The sequence below is a fragment of the Micromonospora sp. DT68 genome, assembly GCF_049847245.1.
GTDB lineage: Bacteria > Actinomycetota > Actinomycetes > Mycobacteriales > Micromonosporaceae > Micromonospora > Micromonospora profundi.
Genome location: NZ_JBNCNZ010000010.1, coordinates 44,789 through 69,930 on the forward strand (window position 1 = coordinate 44,789; position 25,142 = coordinate 69,930).

The following is a 25,142-nucleotide window of genomic DNA, read 5'->3' on the forward strand; positions in this document are numbered from 1 at the left end:
GCGATGTGAGCACCGATGGTCTGATCGTGGTCGACAAGCCCGGCGGCATGACGTCGCACGACGTGGTGGCGCGGATCCGCCGGCTGGCGAAGACCCGGCGGGTCGGGCACGGCGGCACCCTCGATCCGATGGCCACCGGCGTGCTGGTCATCGGCGTCGGCCGCGCCACCCGGCTGCTGACCTACGTGATCGGCGCCGGCAAGAGCTACACCGGCACCATCCGGCTCGGCCAGGCGACAGTCACCGACGACGCCGAGGGCGACGTGATCGCCACCACTCCCGCCGGCCAGGTCACCGACGATGCCATCCGGGCCGCCCTGCACGCGCTCAGCGGCGAGGTCGACCAGCGCCCCAGCGCCGTCAGCGCCATCAAGATCGACGGGCAGCGGGCGTACAAGCGGGTCCGGGACGGCGAGAGCGTCGAACTTCCGGCCCGGCGGGTCACCATCTCCCGGCTTGACGTGCTGGAGATCCGCTGCGGCACACCGGACGTGGTGGACGTGGACGTGGCCGTGACGTGCTCCTCGGGGACGTACATCCGGGCGATCGCACGGGACGCGGGCCTGGCGCTCGGTGTCGGTGGGCACCTGACCGCGCTGCGCCGTACGGCGGTGGGTGGCTTCACCCTCGCCGAGGCGGCCACCCTCGACGAGCTGGAGCAGCGCGCCCCGGACGTGGTGAACCTGCCACTGGACGCGGCTGCCGACAGGTTCTTCGCGCGGCGGGAGGCGACGCCCGACGAGGCGCGGGTGCTCGCCCACGGCGGGCCGCTGGACCCGGCCGGCCTCACCGGCCCGTACGCCGTGTTCGGCCCGGCCGGCGGCCTGATCGCTATCGTCAGCGAGCGGGACGGTCGGGCCCGCGCGGAGATCGTGCTCGCCCCGGCCTGACGGCGGAAAGCAGGCTGGCGCGGCGCGGGGCCGCCTGGCCAGTGGTTAATAAGGGGCCCTTCCTCTACACCAGGCGTTAAGAAGGGGCCCTTCCTTGCAGGGGAGGAATGGCATGCAGCGGTGGCGGGGGTACGACGCGGCGCCCGGTGGCTGGGGGCGCTCGGTCGTCACCATCGGCGTTTTCGACGGCGTGCACAAGGGGCACCAGGCGACCATCGGGCACGCCGTGACCCGGGCGCGGGAACTGGGCGTGCAGTCGGTGGTGGTCACGTTCGACCCGCACCCGGCCGAGGTGGTCCGGCCCGGCTCCCACCCGGCGGTGCTCACCGAACCGGCCCGCAAGGCGGAGTTGATCGAGGCGCTCGGCGTGGACGTGCTCTGCGTGGTGCCGTTCACCCCGGAGTTCTCCCGGCTGCCGCCCGAGCAGTTCGTGCACGACATCCTTGTCGAGCACCTGCACGCGGCACTTGTGGTGGTGGGCAGCAACTTCCGCTTCGGGCACCGGGCTGCCGGAGACGTGGCGCTGCTGGAGCGGCTGGGTCAGACCTTCGGCTTCGGCGTGGAGGACGCCCCACTCGTCACGCAGGACGGCACCGTCTTCTCCTCCACGTACATCCGTTCCTGTGTCGACGCGGGTGACGTGGGCGCGGCGGCAGCCGCGCTGGGCCGTCAGCACCGGGTGGAGGGAGTGGTGGTCCGTGGCGACCAGCGCGGCCGGGTGCTGGGCTTCCCCACCGCCAACCTGCTCTGCCACCGGTACGCGGCGGTTCCCGCCGACGGGGTGTACGCGGCCCGACTGATCCGCCGGGGGCAGCGCGAGCCGCTGATGTCGGCGGTGTCGGTGGGCACCAACCCGACGTTCTCCGGCCGGGAGCGGCGGGTGGAGGCGTACGCGCTGGACTTCGACGGTGACCTCTACGGCGAGCGGCTGGCGTTGGACTTCGTGGCACACCTGCGCGGTCAGGTCCGGTACGACTCGGTGGAGCCGTTGATCGCCCAGATCGAAGAGGACGTCGCACGCACCCGACGCGCGTTGAGCTGATCATCGCGGGAGGATCGCGCCGCTCCCGACGAGCCCTTCACCGGGCGGTTCCGCCGGGGGCTGGTAGTCTTGCCGGGACGTCGGGTGACCGGCGTGGGGCCTCGCGTGCCTGCTCGACGCCGCGGGTGCGAGGTACCGGTCCGTTACCGGTCCAGCTGGACGACGGACACCCACTTGATCAACCCATCGAAACAGGGAGAACATGGCGCTCGACCAGGAAGCCAAGGCCAGCATCCGCGCGGAGTACGCGACCGCCGAGGGCGACACCGGTTCGCCGGAGGTCCAGGTAGCGGTCCTCACCAAGCGGATCGCCGAGCTGACCGAGCACCTGAAGGTGCACAAGCACGACCACCACAGCCGCCGTGGGCTGCTGCTGCTGGTCGGCCGTCGCCGTCGGCTGCTCAACTACGTCCAGAAGAAGGACATTGCCCGCTACCGGTCGCTCATCGAGCGGCTCGGCCTGCGCCGGTGACGTGACGGGGGAGTGGCCGACCGGCCGCTCCCCCGTACCGCGTCCCACCTGAAGAACACGGGCCGCGCGACCACCCGACAGGGAGCCGGTCAGCGTACCGGTCTCCGGTAGTGGCCCCCGGGAATCCCGGCATCATGCCGGCCACCCGGGCGCTTCGATCGAAGACCGGCCGGCTGAGCAGCTCCCCGATGTCGTGGGCCCACGACGCGAAGGAGCACTACAGCACATGACCGAGACCAAACTCGGCACCGAATCCCGCACCGCCGTGATCGACAACGGGTCCTTCGGCACCCGCGAGATCACCTTCTCCACCGGTCGGCTGGCCCGCCAGGCCGCCGGTTCCGTCATCGCCCAGCTGGGCGAGACGGTGGTCCTCTCCGCCACCACCGCCGGCAAGCAGCCGAAGGAGCAGTTCGACTTCTTCCCGCTGACCGTCGACGTCGAGGAGCGGATGTACGCCGCGGGTCGCATCCCCGGCTCGTTCTTCCGCCGTGAGGGTCGGCCCAGCGAGGACGCGATCCTCACCTGCCGGCTGATCGACAGGCCGCTGCGCCCGTCGTTCGTCAAGGGCCTGCGCAACGAGGTCCAGGTCGTCGAGACCATCCTCGCGCTCGACCCGCAGCACCCGTACGACGTCGTGGCGATCAACGCCGCCTCGATGTCGACGAAGCTCTCCGGCCTGCCGTTCTCCGGCCCGATCGGTGCGACCCGGGTCGCGCACATCGACGGCCAGTGGGTCGCCTTCCCGACCCTGGAGGAGCTGGCTCGCGCCACCTTCGACATGGTCGTGGCCGGCCGCACGCTCGAAGACGGCGACGTCGCGATCATGATGGTCGAGGCGGAGGCCACCCCGAACGCCGTCGCCCTGATCTCGGCCGGCGCGACCGCCCCCACCGAGGAGGTCGTGGCGAGCGGCCTGGAGGCCGCGAAGCCCGCGATCCGTGAGCTGTGCCGCGCGCAGAGCGAGCTGGCCGAGGTCGCCGCCAAGCCGGTATCCGAGTTCCCGGTGTTCCTGGACTACCAGGACGACGTGTACTCCGCCGTCGCCGACGTGGCCCGCGCCGACGTGGCCGAGGCGATCACCATCGCCGGCAAGGCCGACCGCGAGGAGGCCCTGGACCGGGTCAAGACGCGCGTCGCCGAGGAGCTCGGCGCCCGGTTCGAGGGCCGGGAGAAGGAGCTCAGCGCCGCCTTCCGGTCGCTTACCAAGTCCGAGGTGCGCAACCGCGTGCTGCGCGAGCAGGTCCGCATGGACGGCCGTGGCCCGCGTGACATCCGTACTCTGACCGCCGAGGTCGGCGTGCTGCCCCGGGTGCACGGTTCGGCACTGTTCGAGCGGGGCGAGACCCAGATCCTTGGCGTCACCACGCTGAACATGCTCCGCATGGAGCAGATGGTGGACACGCTGTCCCCGGAGAACCGCAAGCGCTACATGCACAACTACAACTTCCCGCCGTACTCGACAGGTGAGACCGGCCGGGTCGGCTCGCCGAAGCGTCGCGAGATCGGCCACGGCGCTCTCGCCGAGCGCGCGCTGATCCCGGTGCTGCCGTCGCGCGAGGAGTTCCCGTACGCCATCCGGCAGGTCTCCGAGGCGCTCGGCTCCAACGGCTCCACCTCGATGGGTTCGGTCTGCGCGTCGACGCTGGGCCTGCTCTCCGCGGGTGTGCCGCTCAAGGCGCCGGTCGCCGGCATCGCGATGGGGCTCATCTCCGACGAGGTGGACGGCAAGACCCAGTACGTGACCCTCACCGACATCCTCGGTGCCGAGGACGCGTTCGGTGACATGGACTTCAAGGTCGCCGGCACACCGGAGTTCGTGACCGCGCTCCAGCTCGACACCAAGCTCAACGGCATCCCGTCGGACGTGCTGGCCGCTGCGCTCCAGCAGGCCAACGAGGCCCGGCAGGTCATCCTCGGCGTGATGAAGGCGGCGATCGAGGCTCCGGCCGAGATGTCGGACTACGCGCCGCGGGTCACCACCGTCAAGATCCCGGTCGACAAGATCGGCATGGTGATCGGCCCGAAGGGGCAGACCATCAACGCGATCCAGGACGAGACCGGCGCCGAGATCTCCATCGAGGACGACGGCACGATCTACGTCGGCGCCACCAACGGCCCGTCGGCCCAGGCGGCCGTCGACCGGATCAACGGGATCGCCAACCCGACGCTGCCGAAGCAGGGCGAGCGGTTCCTCGGCACGGTGGTCAAGACCGCCGCGTTCGGGGCGTTCATCTCGCTGCTGCCCGGCCGTGACGGTCTGCTGCACATCTCCAAGGTCGGCGACGGCAAGCGGGTCGAGCGCGTCGAGGACTTCCTCAACGTCGGTGACCGCGTCGAGGTCGAGATCGCGGACATCGACGCCCGCGGCAAGATCTACCTGGACAAGGTCCGCCCGGAGGGCGCCGAGGCGCCCGCCGCCGGTGAGGCCGCCGGTGGCGACCGGCCGGCCAGCCGCGACCGGGGCGACCGTGGTCCGCGGGACCGGGGCGACCGCGAGCGTGGCGGCGACCGGGGCGGCCGTGGCCCGGAGCGCGGCGAGCGTGGCGAGGGCGGCGGCAACGGCGGCGGCGAGGGTGGCGAGGGCGGCGAGCGTCCGCGCCGCCGGACCCGGCACAGCTGACCTCCGCACATCGCAAAACCCACCCCTCGTCGAGCCGGGAGCAACACGTGAGTCGGGCCTTCAGTGCGCCGTTTCCACCGGATCGACGGGGGGTGGCCTCTACTGGCTGGCAAGCCAGTGAGTCGAGCCGAGCCCGGGACACCGGGACGGGCCGCTCCGGCGGCTCCGCCCGCGCGGTGACCCGGACCATCAGCGACGACCCGCTGGGCGGCACGGTACGACGTACCGTGCTGCCCAGCGGTCTGCGTGTGCTCACCGAGGCGATTCCGGCGATGCGCAGCGTGTCCTTCGGGATCTGGGTGGCGGTGGGCTCGCGGGACGAGACCCGTCCCCAGGCCGGCGCCGCGCACTTCCTGGAGCATTTGCTGTTCAAGGGCACCCACAAGCGCACCGCCCTTGAGATCTCGTCGCAGATCGAGGCGGTGGGTGGCGAGACCAACGCCTTCACCACGAAGGAATACACCTGCTACTACGCCCGCGTGCTGGACGAAGACCTGCCGCTGGCGATCGACGTGATGTGCGACCTGGTCGCCGACTCCCTGCTCGAGCCGGCCGACGTGGAGACCGAGCGTGGCGTGATCCTGGAGGAGATCGCCATGCACGACGACGAGCCCGGTGACGAGGTACACGACCTCTTCGCCCGAGCCGTCTACGGCGACCACCCGCTGGGCCGGCTGATCTCCGGCACCGAGGAGACCGTCACGCCGATGACCCGCCGGCAGATCCAGAACTTCTACCGGGGGCGTTACACCGCGCCGCAGATCGTCATCGCCGCAGCCGGCAACCTCGACCACGGCACGGTGGTCAAGCTGGTCCGCCAGGCGGTGCGCGGCACACCACTGGACAGCGACCCGGCCGCGCCGGCACCGCACCGCGCGGCCACCCCTGCGGTACGCACCAAACCGGCCACCACAGTTGTCGAGCCGAAGGAGACCGAGCAGGCGCACGTCATCCTCGGCTGCCCCGGCATCGACCGCATCGACGAGCGGCGTTTCGCCCTCGGGGTGCTCAACAACGTGCTGGGCGGCGGCATGTCCAGCCGCCTGTTCCAGGAGATCCGCGAGCAGCGCGGCCTCGCGTACTCGGTCTACTCCTACGCCAGCCAGTACGCCGACAGCGGCCTGTTCGCCGTCTACGCCGGCTGCGCGCCCGGCAAGGTGGACGAGGTACTGGCCCTGACCCGCGCCGAGCTGGCCCGGGTCGCCGCCGACGGGCTGACCGAGGCGGAGGTGGCCCGGGGCAAGGGGATGAGCAAGGGCTCGTTCGTGCTCGGCCTGGAGGACACCGGCTCCCGGATGAGTCGCCTCGCCAAGGGTGAGCTGCTCTACGGCGACCTGATGCCCGTGGACGAGCTGCTGCGCCGCGTCGACGAGGTCACTGTGGCCGACGTCAACACACTCGCCGCGGAGCTGCTGGCCCGACCGATGTCGCTCGCAGTGGTCGGCCCGTTCGGCACTGGCGACTTCGCCGCCTGACGCACCTCGGCGCGACCGAACGGGTGCCGTCGTCCAGGCGTGCTCCCGGATGGTGGGTGCGTACCCCGTCCGGCAGGACGCTCACGTCCCGATTGGTAGGTTGTGCCCCGTGACGGACACGCAGGTGAGAAACCCGAACGAGCCGCTGCGCGTCGGCGTGCTCGGCGCCCGGGGTCGGATGGGCATCGAGGTCTGCAAGGCGGTCGACAGCGCCGACGACCTCGAACTGGTGGCAGCTGTCGACCAGGGCGACGACCTCTCCGCCGTCTCGGACGCAGGCGCCCAGGTGATCGTCGACTTCACCACGCCGGACGCCGTCATGGACAACCTCCGCTGGTGCGTCGAGCACGGCATCAGCGCTGTCGTCGGCACCACCGGCTTCACCGAGCAGCGGCTGGAGCAGGTACGCGGCTGGTTGGCCGGCAAGCCCGACGTCAGCATGGTGATCGCACCCAACTTCGGCATCGGCGCGGTGCTGATGATGCAGTTCGCCGCGCGAGCCGCCCGCTACTTCGAGTCCGTCGAGATCATCGAGCAGCACCACCCGCGCAAGCTGGACGCGCCGAGCGGCACCGCCACGCACACCGCACGGCAGATCGCCCAGGCCCGCGCCGAGGCCGGCCTCGGCCCGGTGCCGGACGCCACCACGGACGAGGTGCCGGGCGCGCGGGGCGCCGACATCGACGGGGTACGCGTGCACGCGGTACGCGCCACCGGTCTGGTCGCCCACCAGGAGGTGCTGTTCGGCACCACAGGTGAGACGCTGACGATCCGGCACGACTCGTACGACAGGGTGTCGTTCATGCCCGGTGTGCTGCTGGCCGTCCGCGAGGTGCGCAACCGTCCCGGCCTCACCGTCGGCCTGGACGCTTTGCTCGACTGACCGGAGATCTTGGACAGTTTCCGTTCTCGCGTAACGGAAACTGTCCAAGATCTCGCTGCCCGGGCTGGGTAGCATCCGTCGATGATCGATGATGGACACGTGGATCGGCTCGGACGACGGGTCACACTCAGGCCGGTCGACGACGACAACTGGCGGGCGGTGGCCGATGTCGCCCCCCGTGACGACCAACGCCGGTTTGTGGCCGCGCTGGGCGCGCGCTACCTGCTGCTGAGCACCCGTTCCGAGGTGTGGAACTCCCTGGCCGTATACGCCGACGAGATAGTCGTCGGGCACGTCATGTGGGGCGTGGACGACGACGGCTCGCACTGGATCGGCGGAATGCTGATCGACGCCGTCGAGCAGCGCCGCGGCGTGGGCCGCGCGACGGTGCGTACCCTGGCCGCCTGGCTGTCCGCTCGGGAGGGAACCCCGCTGGTCCGCCTCTCCTACCACCCGGACAACACAGGGGCCGCTGCCCTCTACAGCTCCCTGGGCTTCCAGCCCACCGGCGACACCGATGACGAAGAGTTGATCACCGAACTCCGCCGTTAACGCCAAGCCCTCGCGGTTTCCGTTACTGCTCCAGGACGGAGAGGACGTTGCCTGCCGGGTCGGTGAACCAGGCGATCGTCGGCCCGTGCCCGCGCATGATCCCGTTCTCGTCCTGCGGCATCCCGTCGTAGCGGGCGAAGCGCACTCCACGCGCGGTCAACTCGTCGACCGCCCGGTCCACGTCGTCGACCGGAAAGTTGAGCACCGTGTAGGTCGCCGGCGCGTGGTCACGCTTCGGGTAGACCAGGATGGGCCGGTCCCCTGCAATGTGCAGGGTCAGCAGCCCGCCCATCGCATCGTCGCGCGTGACGCGCAGGCCGAGGGTGTCGCCGTAGAACCGCTGGGCCTCGTCTACGTCATCCACCGAGAACCCGCTGAACGCTCTGGTGTCTGTGAACACTGTGCCCCCTCGCTGTGGGGCGCTGTCGCTGCCCCTCCTGACCCCGACCGTAGGCGACCCGTCCGACATCAGGGGGTAATCCGGCGGGCGCGCCGTCTCAGTCGTCGGCCGGCACCTTCTCGGCCGGGACGCCCACGTGCAGGCGTACCTGTGGCACCAGCATGTCGTCGACATCCAGCGCGCGGGCCGCGCCGTCGGCCTCCCAGCCGGTGCTGGTCAGGAACTTCCGGGTCGCCTCGTCACCCTCGAACGCCCAGGCCACCGCCCGGCTCAGGCCGTCCTCGCGCCACAGGTCGACCGCCGCGGCGAGCAACCGGCTGCCGTGTCCACGCCGACCCCAGCGCGGCTCGACCAGCAGGTCGGTCACCGCCGCCACGTCCGGGCCGAGCGCGTCGGCCGGCTCGCCCGGCGCCAGCGCCTCGGCGTCGGCCGGGCCGGAGGCGGCGAACCCCACCAGATACGATTGCTCGGCCTGTTCGACGGCGACGAGCACCCGGTGCGCGCCCGAGGGCGGCTCCAGCACCGCGGCGCTCCACCGCCGGGCGAGGAACGCCTCGTCCAGGTTGTCGAGCACGTGCCGAGGAAGGATCCGGCGGTACGCGACCCGCCAGGTCGCGAGCTGGATGCGTGCGATTTCGCCGGCGTCCTCGGGACGCGCCGGGCGGACGTACCCGAGAGCCATGGGACGGAAGCCTACGCAGGGCCAGGGAGGCGACGGTGGCGCAGGGTGCCAAGAAGACGGCCGCGCAGGTCGCGGTCGTGGTGGTGCTCGCCGCGGCGGTCACCGCGTTCCTCGCCGTGGCGGCCGTCCGGCACGGCTTTTTCGACCTCAAGGTCTACTACGGCGCGCTGACCTGGTGGGTGCACGACGGCGGGGAGATCTACGACTTCCTCAAACCGGGCACCCAGTACGGCTTCACCTACCCGCCGTTCGCCGCGCTGGTCATGGTGCCGATGGCGTACCTGCCGTGGACCGCCGCGATCATCGTGAGCGTGTCGGCAAGTGTGGTCACCACCACGCTGCTGATCTGGTGGCTGGTAGACCCGATCGCCCGCCGCGCAGGCTGGACGCGCTGGTTTGCCCTGGCCGTGGCACTCTGCCTGGCCGCCGCCTTCGAGCCGATGCGGGAAACCGTCAACTTCGGCCAGGTCAACACACTGCTGCTCTTCCTGGTGGCGGTGGACCTGCTGCGGCTCCTGCCGACCGGCAACCGGTGGGCGGGCGTGGGCATCGGCCTGGCCACGGCGATCAAACTGACCCCGGGCATCTTCATCGTCTACCTGCTGGTCACCGGGCGGTGGCGCGCGGCGCTGACCGCCAGCGGCACCGCAGCCGGTGTCACACTGCTGGCCGGGGCGCTCTTTCCGAACGCGTCGAGGGAGTTCTGGACCGAAGCGCTGTGGAACACCGGCCGGGTGGGCGAGCTTGCCTTCGTCTCCAACCAGTCGCTGCGCGGGGTGGTGGCCCGACTCGACCCGCAGCACCCGAGCACCCTGTTGTGGCTGCTGCTGGTGCTCGCGACCCTGGCGCTCTGGGCCTGGCGGTCCCGGGCCGCCGTCGCGGCCGGTGACGAGGCGACCGGCCTGGCGCTCACCGGCGCGGTGATGTGCCTGGTCAGCCCCGTCACCTGGGTGCACCACCTGGTCTGGTTGCTGCCCGCCCTGATCCTGCTCGTCGACAACGCGATGGCCGCGCCCGCAGGCCGCCGCAGGCGGGTCCTGCTTGTCGCCGCGACCATCGGGTACGCGCTGCTGATCAGCCGTACGGTGTGGTTCTGGGAGAAGGACTTCACAGGCGTCGACGGTTTCCTGGGCAGCAACGCGTACGTCTGGATCAGCCTCGCTCTGCTGGCCTTCCTGCCGATCCGCCGGTGGCTGACCCCGCCCGGGTCAGCCGTCGAGGCGTCCGGCGTACCGCAGCTCGACCAGCCCGACCGGCCCACGCCCGCCGGCGAGCGGCACCTGATAGGTCGCCTGCTCACCGTCAGGTGACAACCCGGCCCGCTCGCAGAACCGGCGTGCCCGAACGTTGTCCGCCAGAACCCACAGTCGATAGTCGGTCCAGCCCCGCTCGCCGAGCCCGGCCCGCGCGGCGGCGAACAGCGCAGCGGCCGTCCCGTCACCCCAGAACGCCGGCTCGACGTAGAGCGCCAGCACCTCGCCGACGGCCGGGTCCAGGTCGTCGCGGTCCTGGTTGCGACGGTACGGCCCGAACGTGGTGAAGCCGACGACCAAGCCGTCCGCCTCACCGAGCAGCGTGGTGAACGGGTGCTCCGGGTCGGCGGTGCCGACGGCACGGCGGCGCTGCGCCCAGGCCGCCACGTTGAGCCGTGCGAGCACCTCGTCCGGCATGAAACCGGCGTAACCCGCCTGCCAGCCGTGCACGTGCACCCGGGCAACCGCGTCGGCGTCGTCCGGCTCCTCCCGGCGGATCGTCAGCATTGCACCGTTCTATGCCCAGTGACGGTCCGAGTCCACTTCCCGCACCGACGTCGTACCCATGATTTAGGGTCGCCGACGATGGCCGCACCGGAATCACTCTCGCTCGCACAGGCCCGGCGGGTGGCGCTCGCAGCCCAGGGCTTCGCCGACCCGGCGCCGACCGGCGTGCCCACACGCCGGCACCTGCGCCGGGTCCTCGACCGGGTCGGTCTGATCCAGATGGACTCGGTGAACGTGCTGCAACGCGCGCACTACCTGCCGCTCTACAGCCGCCTCGGTCCGTACCCGACCGCGCTGCTCGACCAGGCCGCCTACCGCCGGCCGCGCGAGCTGTTCGAATACTGGGGTCATGAGGCGTCGCTGGTACCCGTCGGGCTGCACCCGCTGCTGCGCTGGCGGATGGCCCGCGCCCACAGCGAGTCCTGGGGAGGCATGCGACGCATCGCAGTGGAGCAGCCGGAGCTTGTCGCCTGGGTACGCGACGAGGTGGCCGCCCGTGGCCCGCTGACCGCTGCCGAGATCGAGCACGACGCGCCTCGCGAGACCGGCAACTGGGGGTGGAACTGGTCGACCGTGAAGCAGGCGCTGGAGTTCCTGTTCTGGGCCGGCGAGGTGGCAGCCGCGGAGCGCACCACGTCCTTCGCGCGCCGCTACGACCTGCCCGAGCGGGTCCTCCCGCCGGCCGTGCTGGCCGCGCCCACCCCGACCGACGCCGAGGCGTACCGGAGTCTGGTGGCCCTCGCCGCGCGCTCGCTGGGCGTGGCGGCCGAGCCGGAGCTGCGCGACTATTTCCGGCTGCCCCTGGCCGGCGCCCGCCAGGCCATCGCGGAGCTGGCCGAGGCCGGTGAGCTGGTGCCGGTCACCGTCGCGGGCTGGCGACAGCCGGCCTGGCTGCACGCGTCGGCCCGACTGCCCCGCTGGGCCCGGGGCAACACGCTCGTCAGCCCGTTCGACCCGCTGGTCTGGGAGCGGGCCCGCACCGAGCGGCTCTTCGACTTCACCTACCGCATCGAGATCTACGTGCCGGCGCCGCAGCGGATCTACGGCTACTACGTGCTGCCGTTCCTTCAGGGCGACCGGTTCACCGCCCGGGTCGATCTCAAGGCCGACCGCAAGGCGGGGGTACTGCTGGTGCCGGCCGCGTGGGTCGAGCCCGGCGCCGACCCGGGGGAGACCTCGGTAGCCCTGGCGGCCGAGCTGTACCGGCTCGCCGACTGGCTGGGGCTGAGCGCGGTGGCACCGCCCGCAGCTGGCGACCTGGCAGGCCCGCTCACCGCCGCGTTGGCCAGCGTGTCCGGTGTACCGTGAGCGCGTGACGAGCGTTCCCGGACCGGTCGACCAGCCGAACCCCGCCCCCGGGGCGGTCCACACGGTGTCACCCGAAGCCGCAGGCCCGGTCACCCCGGGCGCCGCTGACCCGGCTGGTTGGCCGGCGGGTCCTCCGGCGGGCTACGGCTACCCGACACCTGAGCCGGACCGATTCACCCGGTTCGTGGTGCGGCTATACGAGCGTTCGCCGCGCTGGGCGGTGCCGTTGGCCGCAGTCGGTTGCGTCGCCGCAGGCATGGGCTATGCGCTGCTGAGCAACCCGACCCACGCGGACCCGGACGCCGCGCCGACCTGCCTGCTCAAGCTGACGACCGGGCTGGACTGTCCGGGCTGCGGTGGCACCCGAGCCCTCTGGTACGTGCTGCACGGCGACCTGCCGGCTGCTGCCCGGCACCATTTCCTGTTCGTCTTCGCGCTGCCGTTCCTGGCGTACCTCTTCGTCGCCTGGGCCGGCAACCAGGCGTTCGGCTGGCGGCTGCCCGAGCTGCGGATCAGTTCCAAGGTCATCGGCGGCTTCCTGGCCGCGTGGCTCGCCTTCTCGGTACTGCGGAACCTGCCCTGGGCCCCGTTCACCTCGTTCTACGTCTGACCTCCTCCAGGCGAGCCTGACCTCCCCGCCCGAGGGCGAGGTAGGAGCGTGCCGTGCCCCTGTCGAGCTGCCCCAGATGTGGGGCATGGGGGCGCTGCCCTGGTGCGGTGCCGGGCGTGGGGGCGTTGCTCGGGTGATGGAGGACGCGGGGCGCTGTCCTGGTGGTGGGGGCTACGGGCGCTGCCCTGGGTGGCGTGGAGCGCGGTGCTGCTTTAGCCGTGGAGCGCGTGGCACCCCTGCCCTGGTAGTTATAGGGACGCGGCGCTGCTCCAACGGTCGAGGGGCGCGCACCGCTGCCTCTGTGGGTATGAGGCGCGGCGGCCCTCCTCTGGTGGCAGAGGGGAGCAGGCCGCTGCCGTGGTCGTGTGGGGTGAGGCGGCATCGCCCGGCATCGACCCGGACATCCCCAGCGCGCGTCATGGGGTGCTTGCCTAGTGGTGTGGGACGCAGGGCACGGCATCTCGTTGCAGCGGCCCGGCCCGGCGCGGCCCGGCGCGGCCCGGCCCGGCGCGGCCCGGCCCGGCGCGGCCCGGCCCGGCCCGGCGCGGCCCGGCCCGGCGCGGCCCGGCGCGGCCCGGCCCGGCGCGGCGCGGCCCGGCGCGGCCTGGCCCAGCGCGGCGCGGATCGCGGGGCGCCTGCCCCACATCTGGGGCAGCTCTACAGGCAGGCGCAGGCCAGCACCACGGTGGCCCGCCGATGGTGGTTGAGGTGGGACGGCGCGCTCACCCAGCACCTCATCGGGTCCGGGCCGAGTGGTTCGCGCTGAGCCCACCGGGGCCCAGAGAGGCCCGAGGGCCGGCGGGGGACAGCGGGGTTCGGCGGGGGGATAGCGGGGGTCGGCGGGGGACAGTGGGCGCAGTGGGGCACAGTGGGCTCGCGGACCGTGCGGCGTCTGCCCCACATCTGGGGCAGCTCTACAGGGAGTCGGGGAGGTGTCGGGGGTCGGCGGGGCACGGCGGGCTTGTCGAGACCTTTGACACGTATGGCCCCACTGGTTCGGGAAGCGTCGGTGATTGGGCTGCGGCTGGGCGGTTTCTGCACCGCGAGCCCGAGTTGGGCGCGGGGCCGCCGACGATTACAGTCCCAGGCATGCCGGAGATGGTGCAGCCCCAGGTCAAGTTGATCGCGTGGACCCAGTTCGCGGCCCCGGACGACGTGCCGTGGTCGACCGACGCCGAGGGCGGCCAGGCGCTCGCCGAGTTCGCCGGTCGCGCCTGCTACCAGTCGTGGAAGAAGCCGAACCCGGCGACCGCCACCAATGCCGGCTACCTGGCGCACATCCTCGAGGTCGGGCACCTGAGTGTGCTGGAGCACGGCTCGGTCACGTTCTACTTCACCGGGGTCTCCCGCTCCTTCACCCACGAGCTGATCCGGCACCGGCACTTCTCGTACTCCCAGCTCTCCCAGCGCTACGTCCCCGAGCGGGACGCGGCAATGGTCGAGCCTGCGGTGATCGCCGAGGACCCGGAGCTGCACAAGCGCTTCACCGAGGCCGCCGAGGCGAGCGTGCGGGCGTACACCGAGCTGCTGGAGGGCCTGGAGCAGCGGTTCTCCGACGAGCCGAACCCGACGCTGCGCCGCAAGCAGGCCCGGCAGGCGGCCCGCGCGGTGCTGCCCAACGCAACCGAGACCCGGATCGTGGTCACCGGCAACTACCGGGCGTGGCGGCACTTCATCGCGATGCGGGCCACCGAGCACGCCGACGTGGAGATCCGCGAGCTGGCCGTGGAGTGCCTGCGCCAGTTGCAGGGGGTCGCCCCGAACGTCTTCGCCGACTTCGTGATCTCCACGCTGCCGGACGGCACCGAGGTCGCGGCCAGCCCGCACGAGGCGTCCTGAGCCCTTCCCCGGCTGGCCCCGGTCGGTCGTCCGCTAGGTTGGAAGCTATGACGCACGACCACCCCGACACCGCCGCCCGCGCGGTGTCCCGCCCCTTCGGGCGGTTGCTCACAGCCATGGTGAGCCCGCTCACCCCCGACGGCTCGCTCGACCTCGACGGCGCCGCCCGGCTGGCGACTCACCTGGTCGACGAGCAGGGCAACGACGCGCTTGTCATCAACGGCACCACCGGCGAGTCGCCGACCACCACCGACGCGGAGAAGGAACGCCTGATCCGGGCCGTCGTGGAGGCCGTCGGCGACCGCGCCAAAGTGGTCGCCGGGGTCGGCACCAACGACACCCGGCACACCATCGAACTCGCCGCCGCCGCCGAGAAGGCCGGCGCGCACGGTCTCCTGGTGGTCACGCCGTACTACAACAAGCCGCCGCAGAGCGGGCTGCTGCGGCACTTCACCGCGGTCGCCGACGCCACCGGTCTGCCGGTGATGCTGTACGACATCCCGCACCGCTCCGGCGTACCGATCGAAACCGAGACGCTGGTCCGGCTCGCCGAGCACGGCCGGATCGTCGCGGTCAAGGACGCCAAGGGCGACCTGACCGCCACCAGCTGGGTGACCAGCCGGACCGCCCTCGCGTTCTACAGCGGCGAGGACGCCCTCACCCTGCCGGCGCTCGCCGTCGGCAGCGTGGGCGTGGTCGGCACCTCGACGCACTTCACCGGGGCGCTGACCGTACAGATGATCGAGGCGTACGACGCGGGGGACATGCCGACCGCGCTTGCCCTGCACCGGAGGCTGCTGCCGCTGTTCACCGGCGTCTTCCGTACCCAGGGCACCATCCTGGTGAAGGCGGGCCTGGCGTCGCTCGGCCTGCCTGCCGGCCCGGTGCGACCCCCGCTCGTGGACGCCACCGAAAACGAGATCGCCCAGCTGCGCGCGGACTTCGCGGCAGCGGGCCTGGAGCTGCCTGAATGATGAAACGACACGACGGGCGCCGCACAACGGCGTCGCAGAATGAGGTGGACGCGTGACCGAGGCGCACATCGAGGCGGAACTGCCCCCGCCGCTGCCGGAAGGGGGCCTGCGAATCATCCCGCTCGGCGGGCTCGGCGCCATCGGTCGGAACATGACCGTCTTCGAGTACGACGGCAAGCTGCTGATCGTCGACTGCGGGGTGCTCTTTCCCGACGTCGAACAGCCGGGCGTGGACCTGATCCTGCCCGACTTCGGGCCGATCCTGGACCGGCTGGCCGACGTACAGGCGATCGTGCTGACCCACGGGCACGAGGACCACATCGGCGCGGTGCCGTACCTGCTCGCCCACAAACCCGACATCCCGCTTGTCGGCTCGCAGTTCACCCTCGCGCTTGTCGAGGCGAAGCTGGCCGAGCGGCGCATCCAGCCGTACACGCTCACAGTGCGGGAGGGCGGCCGGGAGCGGCTCGGCCCGTTCGAGTGCGAGTTCTTCGCCGTCAACCACTCGATTCCGGACGCGCTCGCCGTGGCCATCCGTACCCCAGCGGGTCTGGTGCTGCACACCGGCGACTTCAAGATGGACCAGCTGCCGCTGGACGGCCGGATCACCGACCTGGCCGGCTTCGCGCGGCTCGGCGCCGAGGGCGTCGACCTGCTGCTGTCCGACTCGACGAACGCGGAGATCCCCGGCTTCGTCACCCCGGAGCGGGAGATCGGGCCGGTACTCGACTCGATCTTCGCGAAGGCCAAGGGCCGGATCATCGTGGCGTCGTTCGCCTCGCACGTGCACCGGGTGCAGCAGGTCTTCGACTCCGCAGCCGAGCACGGCCGCAAGGTCGCGCTGATCGGCCGGTCCATGGTCCGCAACATGGGCATCGCCCGGGACCTCGGCCTGCTCAACATCCCGGCCGGCCTGGTCATCGGGATCGACGAGGCGACCACGTTGCCCCCCGACCAGATCGTGCTGATGTCCACCGGTTCGCAGGGCGAGCCGATGAGCGCGCTGGGCCGGATGGCAAGCGGCGACCACCGGCACATCACCATCGCGCCCGGCGACACCGTCGTGCTCGCGTCGTCGCTGGTTCCGGGCAACGAGACATCGGTCTACCGGGTCATCAACCGGCTGGCCCGGGCCGGCGCCGTGGTGGTGCACAAGGACGTCGCCAAGGTGCACGTCTCCGGGCATGCCCCGGCCGGTGAGCTGCTCTACCTGCTCAACGTCGTCCGTCCGAGCAACCTGATGCCGGTGCACGGCGAGTGGCGGCACCTGCGCGCACACGCCCGCCTCGGTATCGAGTCGGGCGTCGCCCCGGACCGGGTGGTGATCTGCGAGGACGGCGACGTCGTCGACCTGGTCGAGGGCCGCGCCAGCCTGGTGGGGCACGTCAAGAGCCGGTACGTCTACGTCGACGGCCTCGCCGTGGGCGACGTCAGCGAGTCGCTGCTCACCGAGCGGCGGATCCTCGGTGACGGCGGCTTCATCGCCACCACAGTGGTCGTCGACTCGGTCACCGGCAAGGTGGTCGCCGGTCCGACGCTTTCGGCGAAGGGCTTCTCGGAGGACCCGGAGGCGTTCAACCCGGTGATCCCGCTGGTCACCGAGGCGCTCAACCGGGCGGCCGCGGATGGCATCACCGACCCGCACCAGCTCCAGCAGATCGTCCGGCGGACCGTGGGGCGGTGGGTCAACGACGCGTACCGGCGTCGGCCCATGATCGTGCCCACAGTCGTCGAGGTCTGACAGAACGTCCGACCGGGCCGGTCACCGACGTCCCCCGTGGATGTCGGTGACCGGCCCGGACCGTGTGCGGCGCGCGATCCGCCTCAGCCTCGGAACAGGCGGCGCTGGAGCGCCACCAGTCCAACCCCGAGGGCCAGCAGCGCCGCGCCGACCAGGCCGAACGTGCTGCTGGACGCACCGGTGCGGGCCAGTTCCGGGGCGTTCGTGGGAGACGTGCTCGGCGTGGTCGGCGTGGCGGTCGGACTGGCCGGCGGCGGGGTGGTGGCGCCGGCACCGGATCCACCGGCACCGTTCAGACGGAGCGTCACTGAGGTGTCCTTGTTGGTGTAGCGGTTGCTGGGGGCGAGCGACAACGTGACGGTCCTGGTGCCCCCGGTGACAGCCAGCCGCACGTCGAAGCTGTCGGTCGCGCCGTCGGCGATCGTTCGCAGCCGCAGGATCTCGCAGCCCACGCCGTCCATTCGTCCACTGTCGGAGCACGCTGGCGCGGTCACCCGTACCCCGGCCGGCGTGGTGATGTTCAACGAGTAACCGCCGATGGCGAAGGCTCCGGTGTTCGTGACCCGTACCCGCACCGTGGTCGACCCGTTGACGACCGGCGAGGCGGTCGCCCGCAGTCGCAGTGAGGTCTTGTCCGGCCAGTTGATCCGGAAGTCGGAGAACTGATCGGTGACCCCGGCAGCGTCCCGGCCGGCGACCGAGCCCCACGCTTTCACCCCGAAGACCGGCTTCGCGGCCGACGACGTGACCGTCAGCCGGTACTTCCGGCTACCTTCGGGTGCCAGTTCAACACCGCCGCAGAGCCAGGTCCTGTCCGCGCCGTCGACGGTCCGGCAGTCCCCGACCGTCGTCAGGCGGACATTCGGTGGGAGGCGGAGCACGAAGAAGCCCTTCGCCGCCGTCCGACCCACATTCTTGACGTCGACCTCCAGCGGAGAGGACGGGCGCCAGGGGTCGCCGCTGAGGAAGACGAGGTCCCCTCGGGCCAAGATCGTCGCCTGTGGGGCGGCGGCGGTCACGGCCGGCTCTGCTGTCGACGTCGGCACAGGCGCAGGCCCGGCGACGGCCGGGGCGGCGAGGACGGGTAGGTAGAGCGCGGCGGCGAGAACGCCGAGAACGAGTGGACGCCTCATGACGGCTCCCAGATGGTTGCGGTGGGTGACGGCTGTACCACGTCCGCCCTCCGGTCCCGGTTGCGCACTGTCGGATGCTGTATTTCCCGCCTCGCCCCGCAACCGTTGAGGCCCCTCGCGGGTCAGGGCAGCGCGGCGACAGCCCCGGCGTACGCCACGCCGGTGGCGATCGCGGCGTCCACGAGGACCCTGAGCTGAGCCGGGGCCACCCCGTGAGCCAGGTCGGTGGCCACGTCCCCGGCCAGCACGATCTCCGAACCGAGGTCGTGCGCGTACGCCTTGGGCAGCAGCCGGTCATGGTTCCACGCGTTGCAGAAGGCGTACGCCTCGGAGCGGCGCGTGGCCGGCAACCGGCGCGCGGCCATCGCCCGGGCATGCAGCACCTCGCCGCGCTCGCCGGCCCGGCGGAACTGGATCTCGGCGTCACCCCACCGGCCGACCACAGCGCCACCCTCGTCCACCAGGTACTGATCGCCGCGCCGGTCCAGGGCCGCGGTGATCAGATCAACGGTGAGCGTCGTCAGCTCTTCGTCAACAGGCCCGGTGGGCCCGGTGTCGGTGGGCCGGACACCCGCCTGACCGACGCCGTCCGGGACGGTGTCGGGCTCGTCGAGACGCTCGTCGTCGAAAGGCAGCGGGACCGGTGCGGCGAGGGGCCGCTCGGCGAGCCATGCGGCGATCCGACCGGAGTGGTGACCGGTGCCGTTGCGGGCGTCGAAGCTTCCCGCCAGTTCGCTTGCCATGCCGAGCAGCAGCGCGCCGAGGGCGGCGACGTCGAGGTCGGCGGCTGAGCGCTCGCCGTACGCCGGGCGGTGGATCTTCCGGCCCCCGAGGCCGGCGTCCCCGGCCATGGCACAGACCAGCGCCCCGGCGGCGGCGAACTCCATCGCCGCGTGATCGTCGCTGGGTCGGTCCAATCGGGGCAGTTGCTCGGCGAGGATGGCCAGGCCGCGTTCGAGGTGGCCGCCGAGCGCGCAGAACCTCAGGTGCGTGGCGAGGTGCGGGAACGCCGCGGGTTCCCGCCGGTGCCTCCGGTACGCCCGTACGTGTGCCGCTGCGGCCCTGCTCGGATCACCGGCGCGCAGTTCGGGCAGCAGCCCGGCGACGAGCGAGCGTTCGGGCTGGTCGGTGCAGTCGTCCGCGTCGGTGGGAGGCTGGCGCAGCTCGGTGAGCGCGGCGTGCCACTCACCCCAGCCCGCGAGCAGTTCGGCACGGCGGGCCGGGGCACAGCCCGCGCAGCCACCGGACGGGCCGGGACGCGTACCCGCCCACCGCTCGAAGAAGTGGCGGGCGGTGGGTTCGTCACCGAGGTGGTCGGCGATCCGGCAGCGCAGCTCGGCGACGGTCGGCGCGTCGGGGCCGTCGGCTCCCACCCGCCGCGCCAGATCGTCGAGCAGGGCGCGGGTCTGGTCCAGCCCGACCCGGGGGGTGCCGAGCAGCGCCTCCACCGCGTACCGCTGGTAGCGCAGCAGCAGCGCAGCCTCCGCGGAGGTGAGCAGCCCCGGGTGGTGGTCGGTGGCGGCCAGGCAGCGCCGTACCGGCTCGACAAGCCGCCATCGCTCGCCGTGCAGCAGGTATGCCTCGATCAGCGCGATCCGGGCGTCCACGGCGGACCGGACGTCGCCTGCGGCGTCGGCCTGCTCGGCGACCCGTTCCACTGCGGCCAGATGGGCCGGCCCGTCGGGCAGGTCCCGGGCGTCGGCGAGCGCTGCCACCAGCGCCGCCACCCGTCGGGGTGCGACCCGGTCACCGGCGTACGGCGTGCCGGGCACATCGGTGCGGCTGCCTGTGGTCTCGTCCCGGCCGGTCATGCGGACACCGCGCCGGGCAGTCGGCCGACCGCCACGGCGAGCTGGCATCCGGCCGTGATGCCGCAGTGCAGCAGTTGGTCGAGTTGGTGCGGCGTCACCCCACGTTCGAGGTCGGTGACGACCTCGCCGTAGACCTGGGCCCGCCCGCCGTCGTCGACGTGCACGAACGCCTTGGGCCAGAGCCGGTCGTGGTTCCACGAGTTGCAGAAGGCGTGCAGGGCGGGCACCCGCTCGATGTCGAAGGTGGGCGTGACCATTGTGCGGACCTGCAACAGCTCGCCGTCGCCGAGGCGCAGAAACCAGATGAGATTGTCGTCGAAGCGGCCCACCAGGTCGCCGTTGACGGCTACGCCGACCGGCAGACCCCGCGCGGCGAGCACCGCGGCGACCAGCTCGCCGGTCAGCGGGCGCAGCGCGCCGGGGTGCCCGGCCAACGGATCGTCCTCGAAACCCGGCGACGCCATCGGGCATCCCTTCTGAGGCGGATATCACGACCGGCGGCGGGGTTCGTGTTGCGACGCGCGGACACGACCCGTAAAAGCGGCGTTCTGCCCGGCCCCACCGTTACCGTGACTCTATGGCGGGCCGTACCCCTCAGGCGAGTCGCCGACGCGGCGCGTCGCCGCGCGGTGGCACCAACAGTCGTGCCCGTCAACCGGCGAAGAAGACCCGGGCGCCCGTCCGGCGGCGTACCGTGGCCGCCCGACCGGGCCCGGCCGTCTACGTGGGTCGTGCTGTCGGTGCACTGTGGATGGGGCTTGCCCACGGGATGGGGTGGGCGGTGCGGGCCGCCGGCCGGCAGGCCGCCTCCGCCCGTGACCTCGATCCGGAGCACCGCCGCGACGGCGCGGGGCTGCTGCTGTTCGGGCTGGCCCTGCTCACCGCCGTGGCGCTCTGGCTGTCGGGGGCTGGCCCGGTGGGGACGCGCCTGGCCGACACGATCCGGCTGTTCCTGGGTGCGATCTCCGTTGTGGTGCCGGTGCTGCTGATGATCGGCGCGTGGCGGCTCATGCGCCAGCCGGCCGACCCGGCGCACCGGGGTCGCGGCCTCATCGGCTGGGGTTCGCTGCTGGTGTCGACAGCCGCGTTGCTCCAGATCGGCCAGGATCCGAGCGACCCACAGCAGCGCGACTTCGCCGGTGGCCTGGTCGGGGCGGGCGTCGGTGGTCTGCTGGAACGCGCGGTCACCGCCTGGGTGGCAGTGCCGCTGCTGGTCCTGCTGCTGCTCTTCGGCCTGCTCGTGGTGACCGCGACACCGATCAACAAGATTCCCGAGCGGTTGGGTCTGCTCGCAGGCGGTCTGGTCACGCCGCCGGACGTCGTCGTCGGCGAGGAGACCGACGAGCCAGCCGTCCGCCCGGCCCGCAAGCGGCCCGCGAAGCGGATGCCGCCGCCGCTGGACCCGGACGACTTCGACGACATGGAGGGCGTCGACCTCCAGGAGACAGTGCTGCTGCCGCGCAAGGCGCCGGCGAAGGTCCCTGCGAGCCGCAAGCCGGCCGAGCCGCCGGACCACTCGCCCGCGCCGACCCGGGCCGAGCAGCTCGCGTTGACCGGCCTGGCCGGCGACTACACGCTGCCGCCGGCGAACATGCTCAGCGCCGGTGCCGCCGCGAAGACCCGCAGCAAGGCCAACGACGAGGTGATCGCCGCGCTGACCGGCGTGTTCGACCAGTTCGACGTGGACGCCGCGGTCACCGGCTTCACCCGGGGGCCGACCGTCACCCGGTACGAGGTGGAGCTGGGGCACGGGGTCAAGGTCGAGCGGATCACCCAGCTGTCGCGCAACATCGCGTACGCGGTGAAGTCGCCGGACGTACGGATCCTGAGCCCCATCCCGGGCAAGAGCGCGGTCGGTGTGGAGATCCCGAACACCGACCCGGAGAACGTGGCGCTCGGCGATGTGCTGCGCTCGCGGGCGGCGACAAGCGACCACCATCCGATGGTGGTGGCGCTCGGCAAGGACATCGAGGGCGGCTACGTGGTGGCCAACCTCGCAAAGATGCCGCACATCCTCATCGCCGGTGCCACCGGCGCCGGCAAGTCGTCATGCCTCAACTCGCTGCTGGTGTCCATCCTCACGCGGGCGACCCCGGACGAGGTGCGGCTGCTGCTGATCGACCCGAAGCGTGTCGAGATGACCGGCTACGAGGGCATCCCGCACCTGGTCACCCCGATCGTGACGAACGCCAAGAAGGCTGCGGACTCGCTGGACTGGGTCGTCCGCGAGATGGACATGCGCTACGACGACCTTGCGGCCAACGGGGTCCGGCACATCGACGACTTCAACCGCAAGGTCCGCAACGGCGAGATCAAGGCCCCGCCGGGCAGCGAACGGGAGATGCGGCCGTACCCGTACCTGTTGGTGATCGTGGACGAGCTGGCGGACCTCATGATGGTCGCGCCGCGCGACGTGGAGGACTCGGTCGTCCGGATCACCCAGCTGGCCCGGGCCGCCGGCATCCACCTGGTGCTTGCCACGCAGCGGCCCTCGGTCGACGTGGTGACCGGTCTGATCAAGGCGAACGTGCCGTCCCGGCTGGCGTTCGCGACCTCGTCGCTCGCGGACTCGCGGGTCATCCTGGACCAGCCGGGCGCGGAGAAGCTGCTCGGCCGGGGCGACGGGCTCTTCCTGCCGATGGGCGCGTCGAAGCCGGTACGGATCCAGGGCGCCTGGGTCACCGAGGGCGAGATCGCCGACGTGGTGAAGTTCTGCAAGGACCAGCGCGAGCCCGAGTTCCGCCCGGACGTGCTGGCCCCCGCCCAGGAGAACAAGAAGAAGATCGACGAGGACATCGGCGACGACCTCGACCTGCTGGTGCAGGCGGTGGAGTTGGTGGTCACCTCACAGTTCGGCTCGACGTCGATGCTCCAGCGCAAGCTGCGGGTGGGCTTCGCGAAGGCGGGTCGCCTGATGGACCTGATGGAGACCCGGGGGGTCGTCGGGCCGTCCGAGGGCTCGAAGGCCCGCGACGTGCTCGTCAAGCCCGACGAGCTGGAGGAGGTCCTGTCCGGCCTGCGTGGCGACGTGGACTGACCCGGGCACGCCGGCCGGACAACGCGCACGCCCGGCCTGGGAAAACACGACGGGCCCGCCGATGGTCGGCGGGCCCGCGAAGGACCAGGGCTCAGTTGTTGATCAGCGCACCGATGATCACCAGGCTGATCACCGCGGCGACGACGCTCGCGATAGCGGCGTACCAGCCCAGCGGCTTGTCGCCGAGCACAGCGCCGACGACGCCCGCGATCACACCGAGCACGCCGAAGATGATCGGGTTGAGCAGCAGTGCGAGAACCGCGAAGACGAAGCCCACGATCGTGAGAATCCGGGCGGCGTTGCTGCGCGGGCGGGCGGTGCTGGGCATGTCGGCCATGTCTGCCTCCGGTTGAGAGCTTGCTGTGCTCCAGTTGAGAGCCTGTCGGGACAGATCGAGCACTACCCGCTTCGGGTGTCGATCACGCATGTTTCGGACGGCGGTTCAGTGGAAGAACTTCAGTCCGACCACGCCCGACACCACAAGCAGGAGGCAGAGAAGCCGGGGCAGGCTCGCCGACTCGCCGAGCGCCAGCATCCCGACCAGTGCGGTGCCCACCGCGCCGATGCCGACCCAGACCGCGTATCCGGTGCCGACCGGGATCTCCCGCAGCGCGTACGCCAGCCCGGCCATGCTCAGCGCGAGGGTCACCACGAACACCACTGACGGGACGAGCCGGCTGAACCCGGCGCTGCGGTCCAGGGCGATCGCCCAGGCGGTTTCCAGCAGTCCCGAGATCACCAGCACCAGCCAGGCCATCGTTCACCTCACGGAGGGGGCCGGGCTGTCGCGCCCGGACGAGTCGGATGTGCACGTCGGGGGGCGTCTTGGCCTGACCGGGTACGCCCACCACTCGTCCGGAGCGACCCACGGGCATCCGGGGGTCACCGGCACCGACGCTAGCACCGGCCCCGACCGCTGGCCGGTGACTCCTGCCACGGTCGGTTGACCTGCACCTAACTTCAACTTGCACGATAGCAACCATGACCCTGCTGTACGCCGACTCCGAGGTCGCCGCCGCGCTGGACGCCAGCACCACCGTCGACGCCATGCGGGCCGCCCTGGTGGCCGCGTACGAGGGACGGCTGGTCGCCCCACCGCGGGCCACCGCCCCGCTCGGCGGAGGGCGGTTGATGTTCACTGCCGGGCACCTGGCCGGCGAGTGGTACGGCTTCCGCTCGTACGACACCTTCGGCCACCTCGAGGGTGAGCAGTTGGTGGTGCTGCACGACGCCCGCACGGGCGCTGTCCGGGCTGTGGCGGTAGGCGAGGAGCTGGGCTCCCGACGTACCGGTGGGTTGGGTGGTGTCGCTGTCGACGCGCTGGCCCGACCGGACGCGGCGACGGTGGGCGTGATCGGCTCCGGCCGGCAGGCGTGGACCCAGGTGTGGGCGACCGCCGCCGTGCGCCCGCTGCGCGAGGTGGTGGTGCACAGCCGTTCCGCGGCCCGCCGGGACGCCTTCGCCGCCCGGGTCCGCGCCGAACTGGGCGTGCCGGCCCGCCCGGTCGCCGATCCCGGCGAGGCGGTGCGCGGGCGCGACGTGGTGGTGCTCGCCACCACGAGCGTGACCCCGGTGCTGCGCGCCGCCGACCTGAGCCCTGGAACCCACGTCAACGCTGTCGGTTTCAAGCAGCGCGACCGCAGCGAGTTCGGCACCGACCTGCTGGACGTCGCCGAGCTGCTGGTCACCGACTCGCCGGCCCAGGCGGCCGACTACCGGCCGCCGATGCTCGCCGCCGAACCCCCGTACACCCGGCGGTTGCGCGACCTGGGCGGGATCGTGGCCGGCGCGGTCGCCGGCCGGACCTCGGCGGACCAGGTCTCCGTCTTCTGCTCCACAGGACTGGCCGGCACCGAGGTCTTCCTGCTCGACGCGCTGACCCGGGTCGCGGTTGCCACCCGCTGACCGGG

At 71.8% G+C, this 25,142-nt stretch carries 24 protein-coding genes and 1 riboswitch; of the genes, 16 read left to right on the forward strand and 8 right to left on the reverse strand.

The window, feature by feature from the left end; genetic code table 11:
• The first annotated feature begins 5 nt into the window (after nt 1-5).
• The 7 genes from truB to ACPXB1_RS19305 all read left to right on the forward strand — a co-directional run bounded on the left by truB (nt 6) and on the right by ACPXB1_RS19305 (nt 7,937).
• Nucleotides 6-890 carry a tRNA pseudouridine(55) synthase TruB gene (gene truB, locus ACPXB1_RS19275; protein ID WP_355597836.1) on the forward strand — a complete coding sequence of 295 codons (885 nt, stop codon included), beginning with the start codon at nt 6-8 and terminating at the stop codon, nt 888-890.
• A 112-nt stretch (nt 891-1,002) separates the two neighbouring features.
• Nucleotides 1,003-1,932 carry a bifunctional riboflavin kinase/FAD synthetase gene (locus ACPXB1_RS19280; RefSeq protein WP_355597834.1) on the forward strand — a complete coding sequence of 310 codons (930 nt, stop codon included), beginning with the start codon at nt 1,003-1,005 and terminating at the stop codon, nt 1,930-1,932.
• Nucleotides 1,933-2,134: 202 nt separating this feature from the next.
• Nucleotides 2,135-2,404: a 30S ribosomal protein S15 gene (gene rpsO / locus ACPXB1_RS19285; protein ID WP_030337594.1), complete on the forward strand. Its 270-nt coding sequence runs from the start codon at nt 2,135-2,137 to the stop codon at nt 2,402-2,404.
• A gap of 226 nt (nt 2,405-2,630) precedes the next feature.
• Nucleotides 2,631-5,027 carry a polyribonucleotide nucleotidyltransferase gene (locus ACPXB1_RS19290; protein WP_355597832.1) on the forward strand — a complete coding sequence of 799 codons (2,397 nt, stop codon included), beginning with the start codon at nt 2,631-2,633 and terminating at the stop codon, nt 5,025-5,027.
• 47 nt (nt 5,028-5,074) lie between these two features.
• Nucleotides 5,075-6,502, forward strand: coding sequence for a M16 family metallopeptidase (locus tag ACPXB1_RS19295; protein ID WP_355597830.1), 1,428 nt, complete (start codon nt 5,075-5,077; stop codon nt 6,500-6,502).
• A 100-nt stretch (nt 6,503-6,602) separates the two neighbouring features.
• The gene (gene dapB, locus ACPXB1_RS19300; RefSeq protein WP_425735607.1) at nt 6,603-7,385 is read left to right on the forward strand and encodes a 4-hydroxy-tetrahydrodipicolinate reductase; all 783 of its coding nucleotides are present in this window, start codon (nt 6,603-6,605) and stop codon (nt 7,383-7,385) included.
• 81 nt (nt 7,386-7,466) lie between these two features.
• A complete protein-coding gene (locus tag ACPXB1_RS19305; protein WP_355597826.1) occupies nt 7,467-7,937 on the forward strand; it encodes a GNAT family N-acetyltransferase in 471 nt (156 codons plus the stop codon).
• Nucleotides 7,938-7,959: 22 nt separating this feature from the next.
• Here the strand turns inward: ACPXB1_RS19305 and ACPXB1_RS19310 are convergent, their stop codons facing one another.
• Both ACPXB1_RS19310 and ACPXB1_RS19315 read right to left on the reverse strand, forming a co-directional pair.
• On the reverse strand, nt 7,960-8,337 hold the full coding sequence (locus ACPXB1_RS19310) for a VOC family protein (protein ID WP_355597824.1): 378 nt from the start codon (nt 8,335-8,337) through the stop codon (nt 7,960-7,962).
• A 97-nt stretch (nt 8,338-8,434) separates the two neighbouring features.
• A complete protein-coding gene (locus ACPXB1_RS19315; protein WP_355597822.1) occupies nt 8,435-9,019 on the reverse strand; it encodes a GNAT family N-acetyltransferase in 585 nt (194 codons plus the stop codon).
• A 35-nt stretch (nt 9,020-9,054) separates the two neighbouring features.
• Here ACPXB1_RS19315 and ACPXB1_RS19320 point away from each other — a divergent pair, with 35 nt between their 5' ends.
• Complete coding sequence (locus tag ACPXB1_RS19320) at nt 9,055-10,329, forward strand: glycosyltransferase family 87 protein (protein WP_355628528.1); 1,275 nt, start codon at nt 9,055-9,057, stop codon at nt 10,327-10,329.
• On the opposite strand, the gene ACPXB1_RS19325 is transcribed toward ACPXB1_RS19320, so the two are convergent.
• Nucleotides 10,228-10,779 (reverse strand): GNAT family N-acetyltransferase, encoded by a 552-nt coding sequence (locus tag ACPXB1_RS19325; RefSeq protein ID WP_053656397.1) that lies wholly within the window; start codon nt 10,777-10,779, stop codon nt 10,228-10,230. The two genes, ACPXB1_RS19320 and ACPXB1_RS19325, sit on opposite strands and share 102 nt — an antisense overlap.
• Before the next feature lie 78 nt (nt 10,780-10,857).
• Here ACPXB1_RS19325 and ACPXB1_RS19330 point away from each other — a divergent pair, with 78 nt between their 5' ends.
• From ACPXB1_RS19330 to ACPXB1_RS19355, 6 genes are all read left to right on the forward strand, one after another.
• Nucleotides 10,858-12,087 (forward strand): winged helix-turn-helix domain-containing protein, encoded by a 1,230-nt coding sequence (locus tag ACPXB1_RS19330; protein WP_355597818.1) that lies wholly within the window; start codon nt 10,858-10,860, stop codon nt 12,085-12,087.
• A 4-nt stretch (nt 12,088-12,091) separates the two neighbouring features.
• Nucleotides 12,092-12,697: a DUF2752 domain-containing protein gene (locus ACPXB1_RS19335; protein ID WP_425735608.1), complete on the forward strand. Its 606-nt coding sequence runs from the start codon at nt 12,092-12,094 to the stop codon at nt 12,695-12,697.
• A gap of 439 nt (nt 12,698-13,136) precedes the next feature.
• Nucleotides 13,137-13,463 (forward strand): hypothetical protein, encoded by a 327-nt coding sequence (locus ACPXB1_RS19340; RefSeq protein WP_425735609.1) that lies wholly within the window; start codon nt 13,137-13,139, stop codon nt 13,461-13,463.
• Nucleotides 13,464-13,795: 332 nt separating this feature from the next.
• Nucleotides 13,796-14,536 (forward strand): FAD-dependent thymidylate synthase, encoded by a 741-nt coding sequence (gene thyX, locus ACPXB1_RS19345; protein ID WP_053656418.1) that lies wholly within the window; start codon nt 13,796-13,798, stop codon nt 14,534-14,536.
• A 47-nt stretch (nt 14,537-14,583) separates the two neighbouring features.
• Nucleotides 14,584-15,510 (forward strand): 4-hydroxy-tetrahydrodipicolinate synthase, encoded by a 927-nt coding sequence (gene dapA / locus ACPXB1_RS19350; protein WP_355597052.1) that lies wholly within the window; start codon nt 14,584-14,586, stop codon nt 15,508-15,510.
• A 52-nt stretch (nt 15,511-15,562) separates the two neighbouring features.
• Nucleotides 15,563-17,251, forward strand: a complete 1,689-nt coding sequence (locus tag ACPXB1_RS19355; RefSeq protein ID WP_355597050.1) for a ribonuclease J — start codon at nt 15,563-15,565, stop codon at nt 17,249-17,251.
• An 83-nt stretch (nt 17,252-17,334) separates the two neighbouring features.
• Here the strand turns inward: ACPXB1_RS19355 and ACPXB1_RS19360 are convergent, their stop codons facing one another.
• From ACPXB1_RS19360 to ACPXB1_RS19370, 3 genes are all read right to left on the reverse strand, one after another.
• The gene (locus ACPXB1_RS19360) at nt 17,335-18,384 is read right to left on the reverse strand and encodes an LPXTG cell wall anchor domain-containing protein (RefSeq protein ID WP_355628529.1); all 1,050 of its coding nucleotides are present in this window, start codon (nt 18,382-18,384) and stop codon (nt 17,335-17,337) included.
• Between the two features lie 122 nt (nt 18,385-18,506).
• The gene (locus tag ACPXB1_RS19365; protein ID WP_425735610.1) at nt 18,507-20,195 is read right to left on the reverse strand and encodes a YbjN domain-containing protein; all 1,689 of its coding nucleotides are present in this window, start codon (nt 20,193-20,195) and stop codon (nt 18,507-18,509) included.
• Nucleotides 20,192-20,659 carry a YbjN domain-containing protein gene (locus tag ACPXB1_RS19370; RefSeq protein WP_355597044.1) on the reverse strand — a complete coding sequence of 156 codons (468 nt, stop codon included), beginning with the start codon at nt 20,657-20,659 and terminating at the stop codon, nt 20,192-20,194. The genes ACPXB1_RS19365 and ACPXB1_RS19370 overlap by 4 nt, the downstream gene beginning before the upstream one ends.
• A 113-nt stretch (nt 20,660-20,772) precedes the next feature.
• Here ACPXB1_RS19370 and ACPXB1_RS19375 point away from each other — a divergent pair, with 113 nt between their 5' ends.
• Nucleotides 20,773-23,232, forward strand: a complete 2,460-nt coding sequence (locus ACPXB1_RS19375; protein ID WP_355628535.1) for an FtsK/SpoIIIE family DNA translocase — start codon at nt 20,773-20,775, stop codon at nt 23,230-23,232.
• Between the two features lie 91 nt (nt 23,233-23,323).
• Here ACPXB1_RS19375 and ACPXB1_RS19380 read toward each other — a convergent pair whose 3' ends face one another.
• Nucleotides 23,324-23,569, reverse strand: coding sequence for a hypothetical protein (locus ACPXB1_RS19380; RefSeq protein WP_355597040.1), 246 nt, complete (start codon nt 23,567-23,569; stop codon nt 23,324-23,326).
• Nucleotides 23,570-23,674: 105 nt separating this feature from the next.
• Nucleotides 23,675-23,989, reverse strand: a complete 315-nt coding sequence (sugE, locus tag ACPXB1_RS19385; RefSeq protein ID WP_355597038.1) for a quaternary ammonium compound efflux SMR transporter SugE — start codon at nt 23,987-23,989, stop codon at nt 23,675-23,677.
• A gap of 57 nt (nt 23,990-24,046) precedes the next feature.
• A riboswitch (guanidine-III (ykkC-III) riboswitch) is annotated at nt 24,047-24,110 on the reverse strand.
• Nucleotides 24,111-24,213: 103 nt separating this feature from the next.
• On the opposite strand from sugE, the gene ACPXB1_RS19390 reads away from it, so the two are divergent.
• Complete coding sequence (locus ACPXB1_RS19390) at nt 24,214-25,137, forward strand: ornithine cyclodeaminase family protein (RefSeq protein WP_425735611.1); 924 nt, start codon at nt 24,214-24,216, stop codon at nt 25,135-25,137.
• Nucleotides 25,138-25,142: the final 5 nt, after the last annotated feature.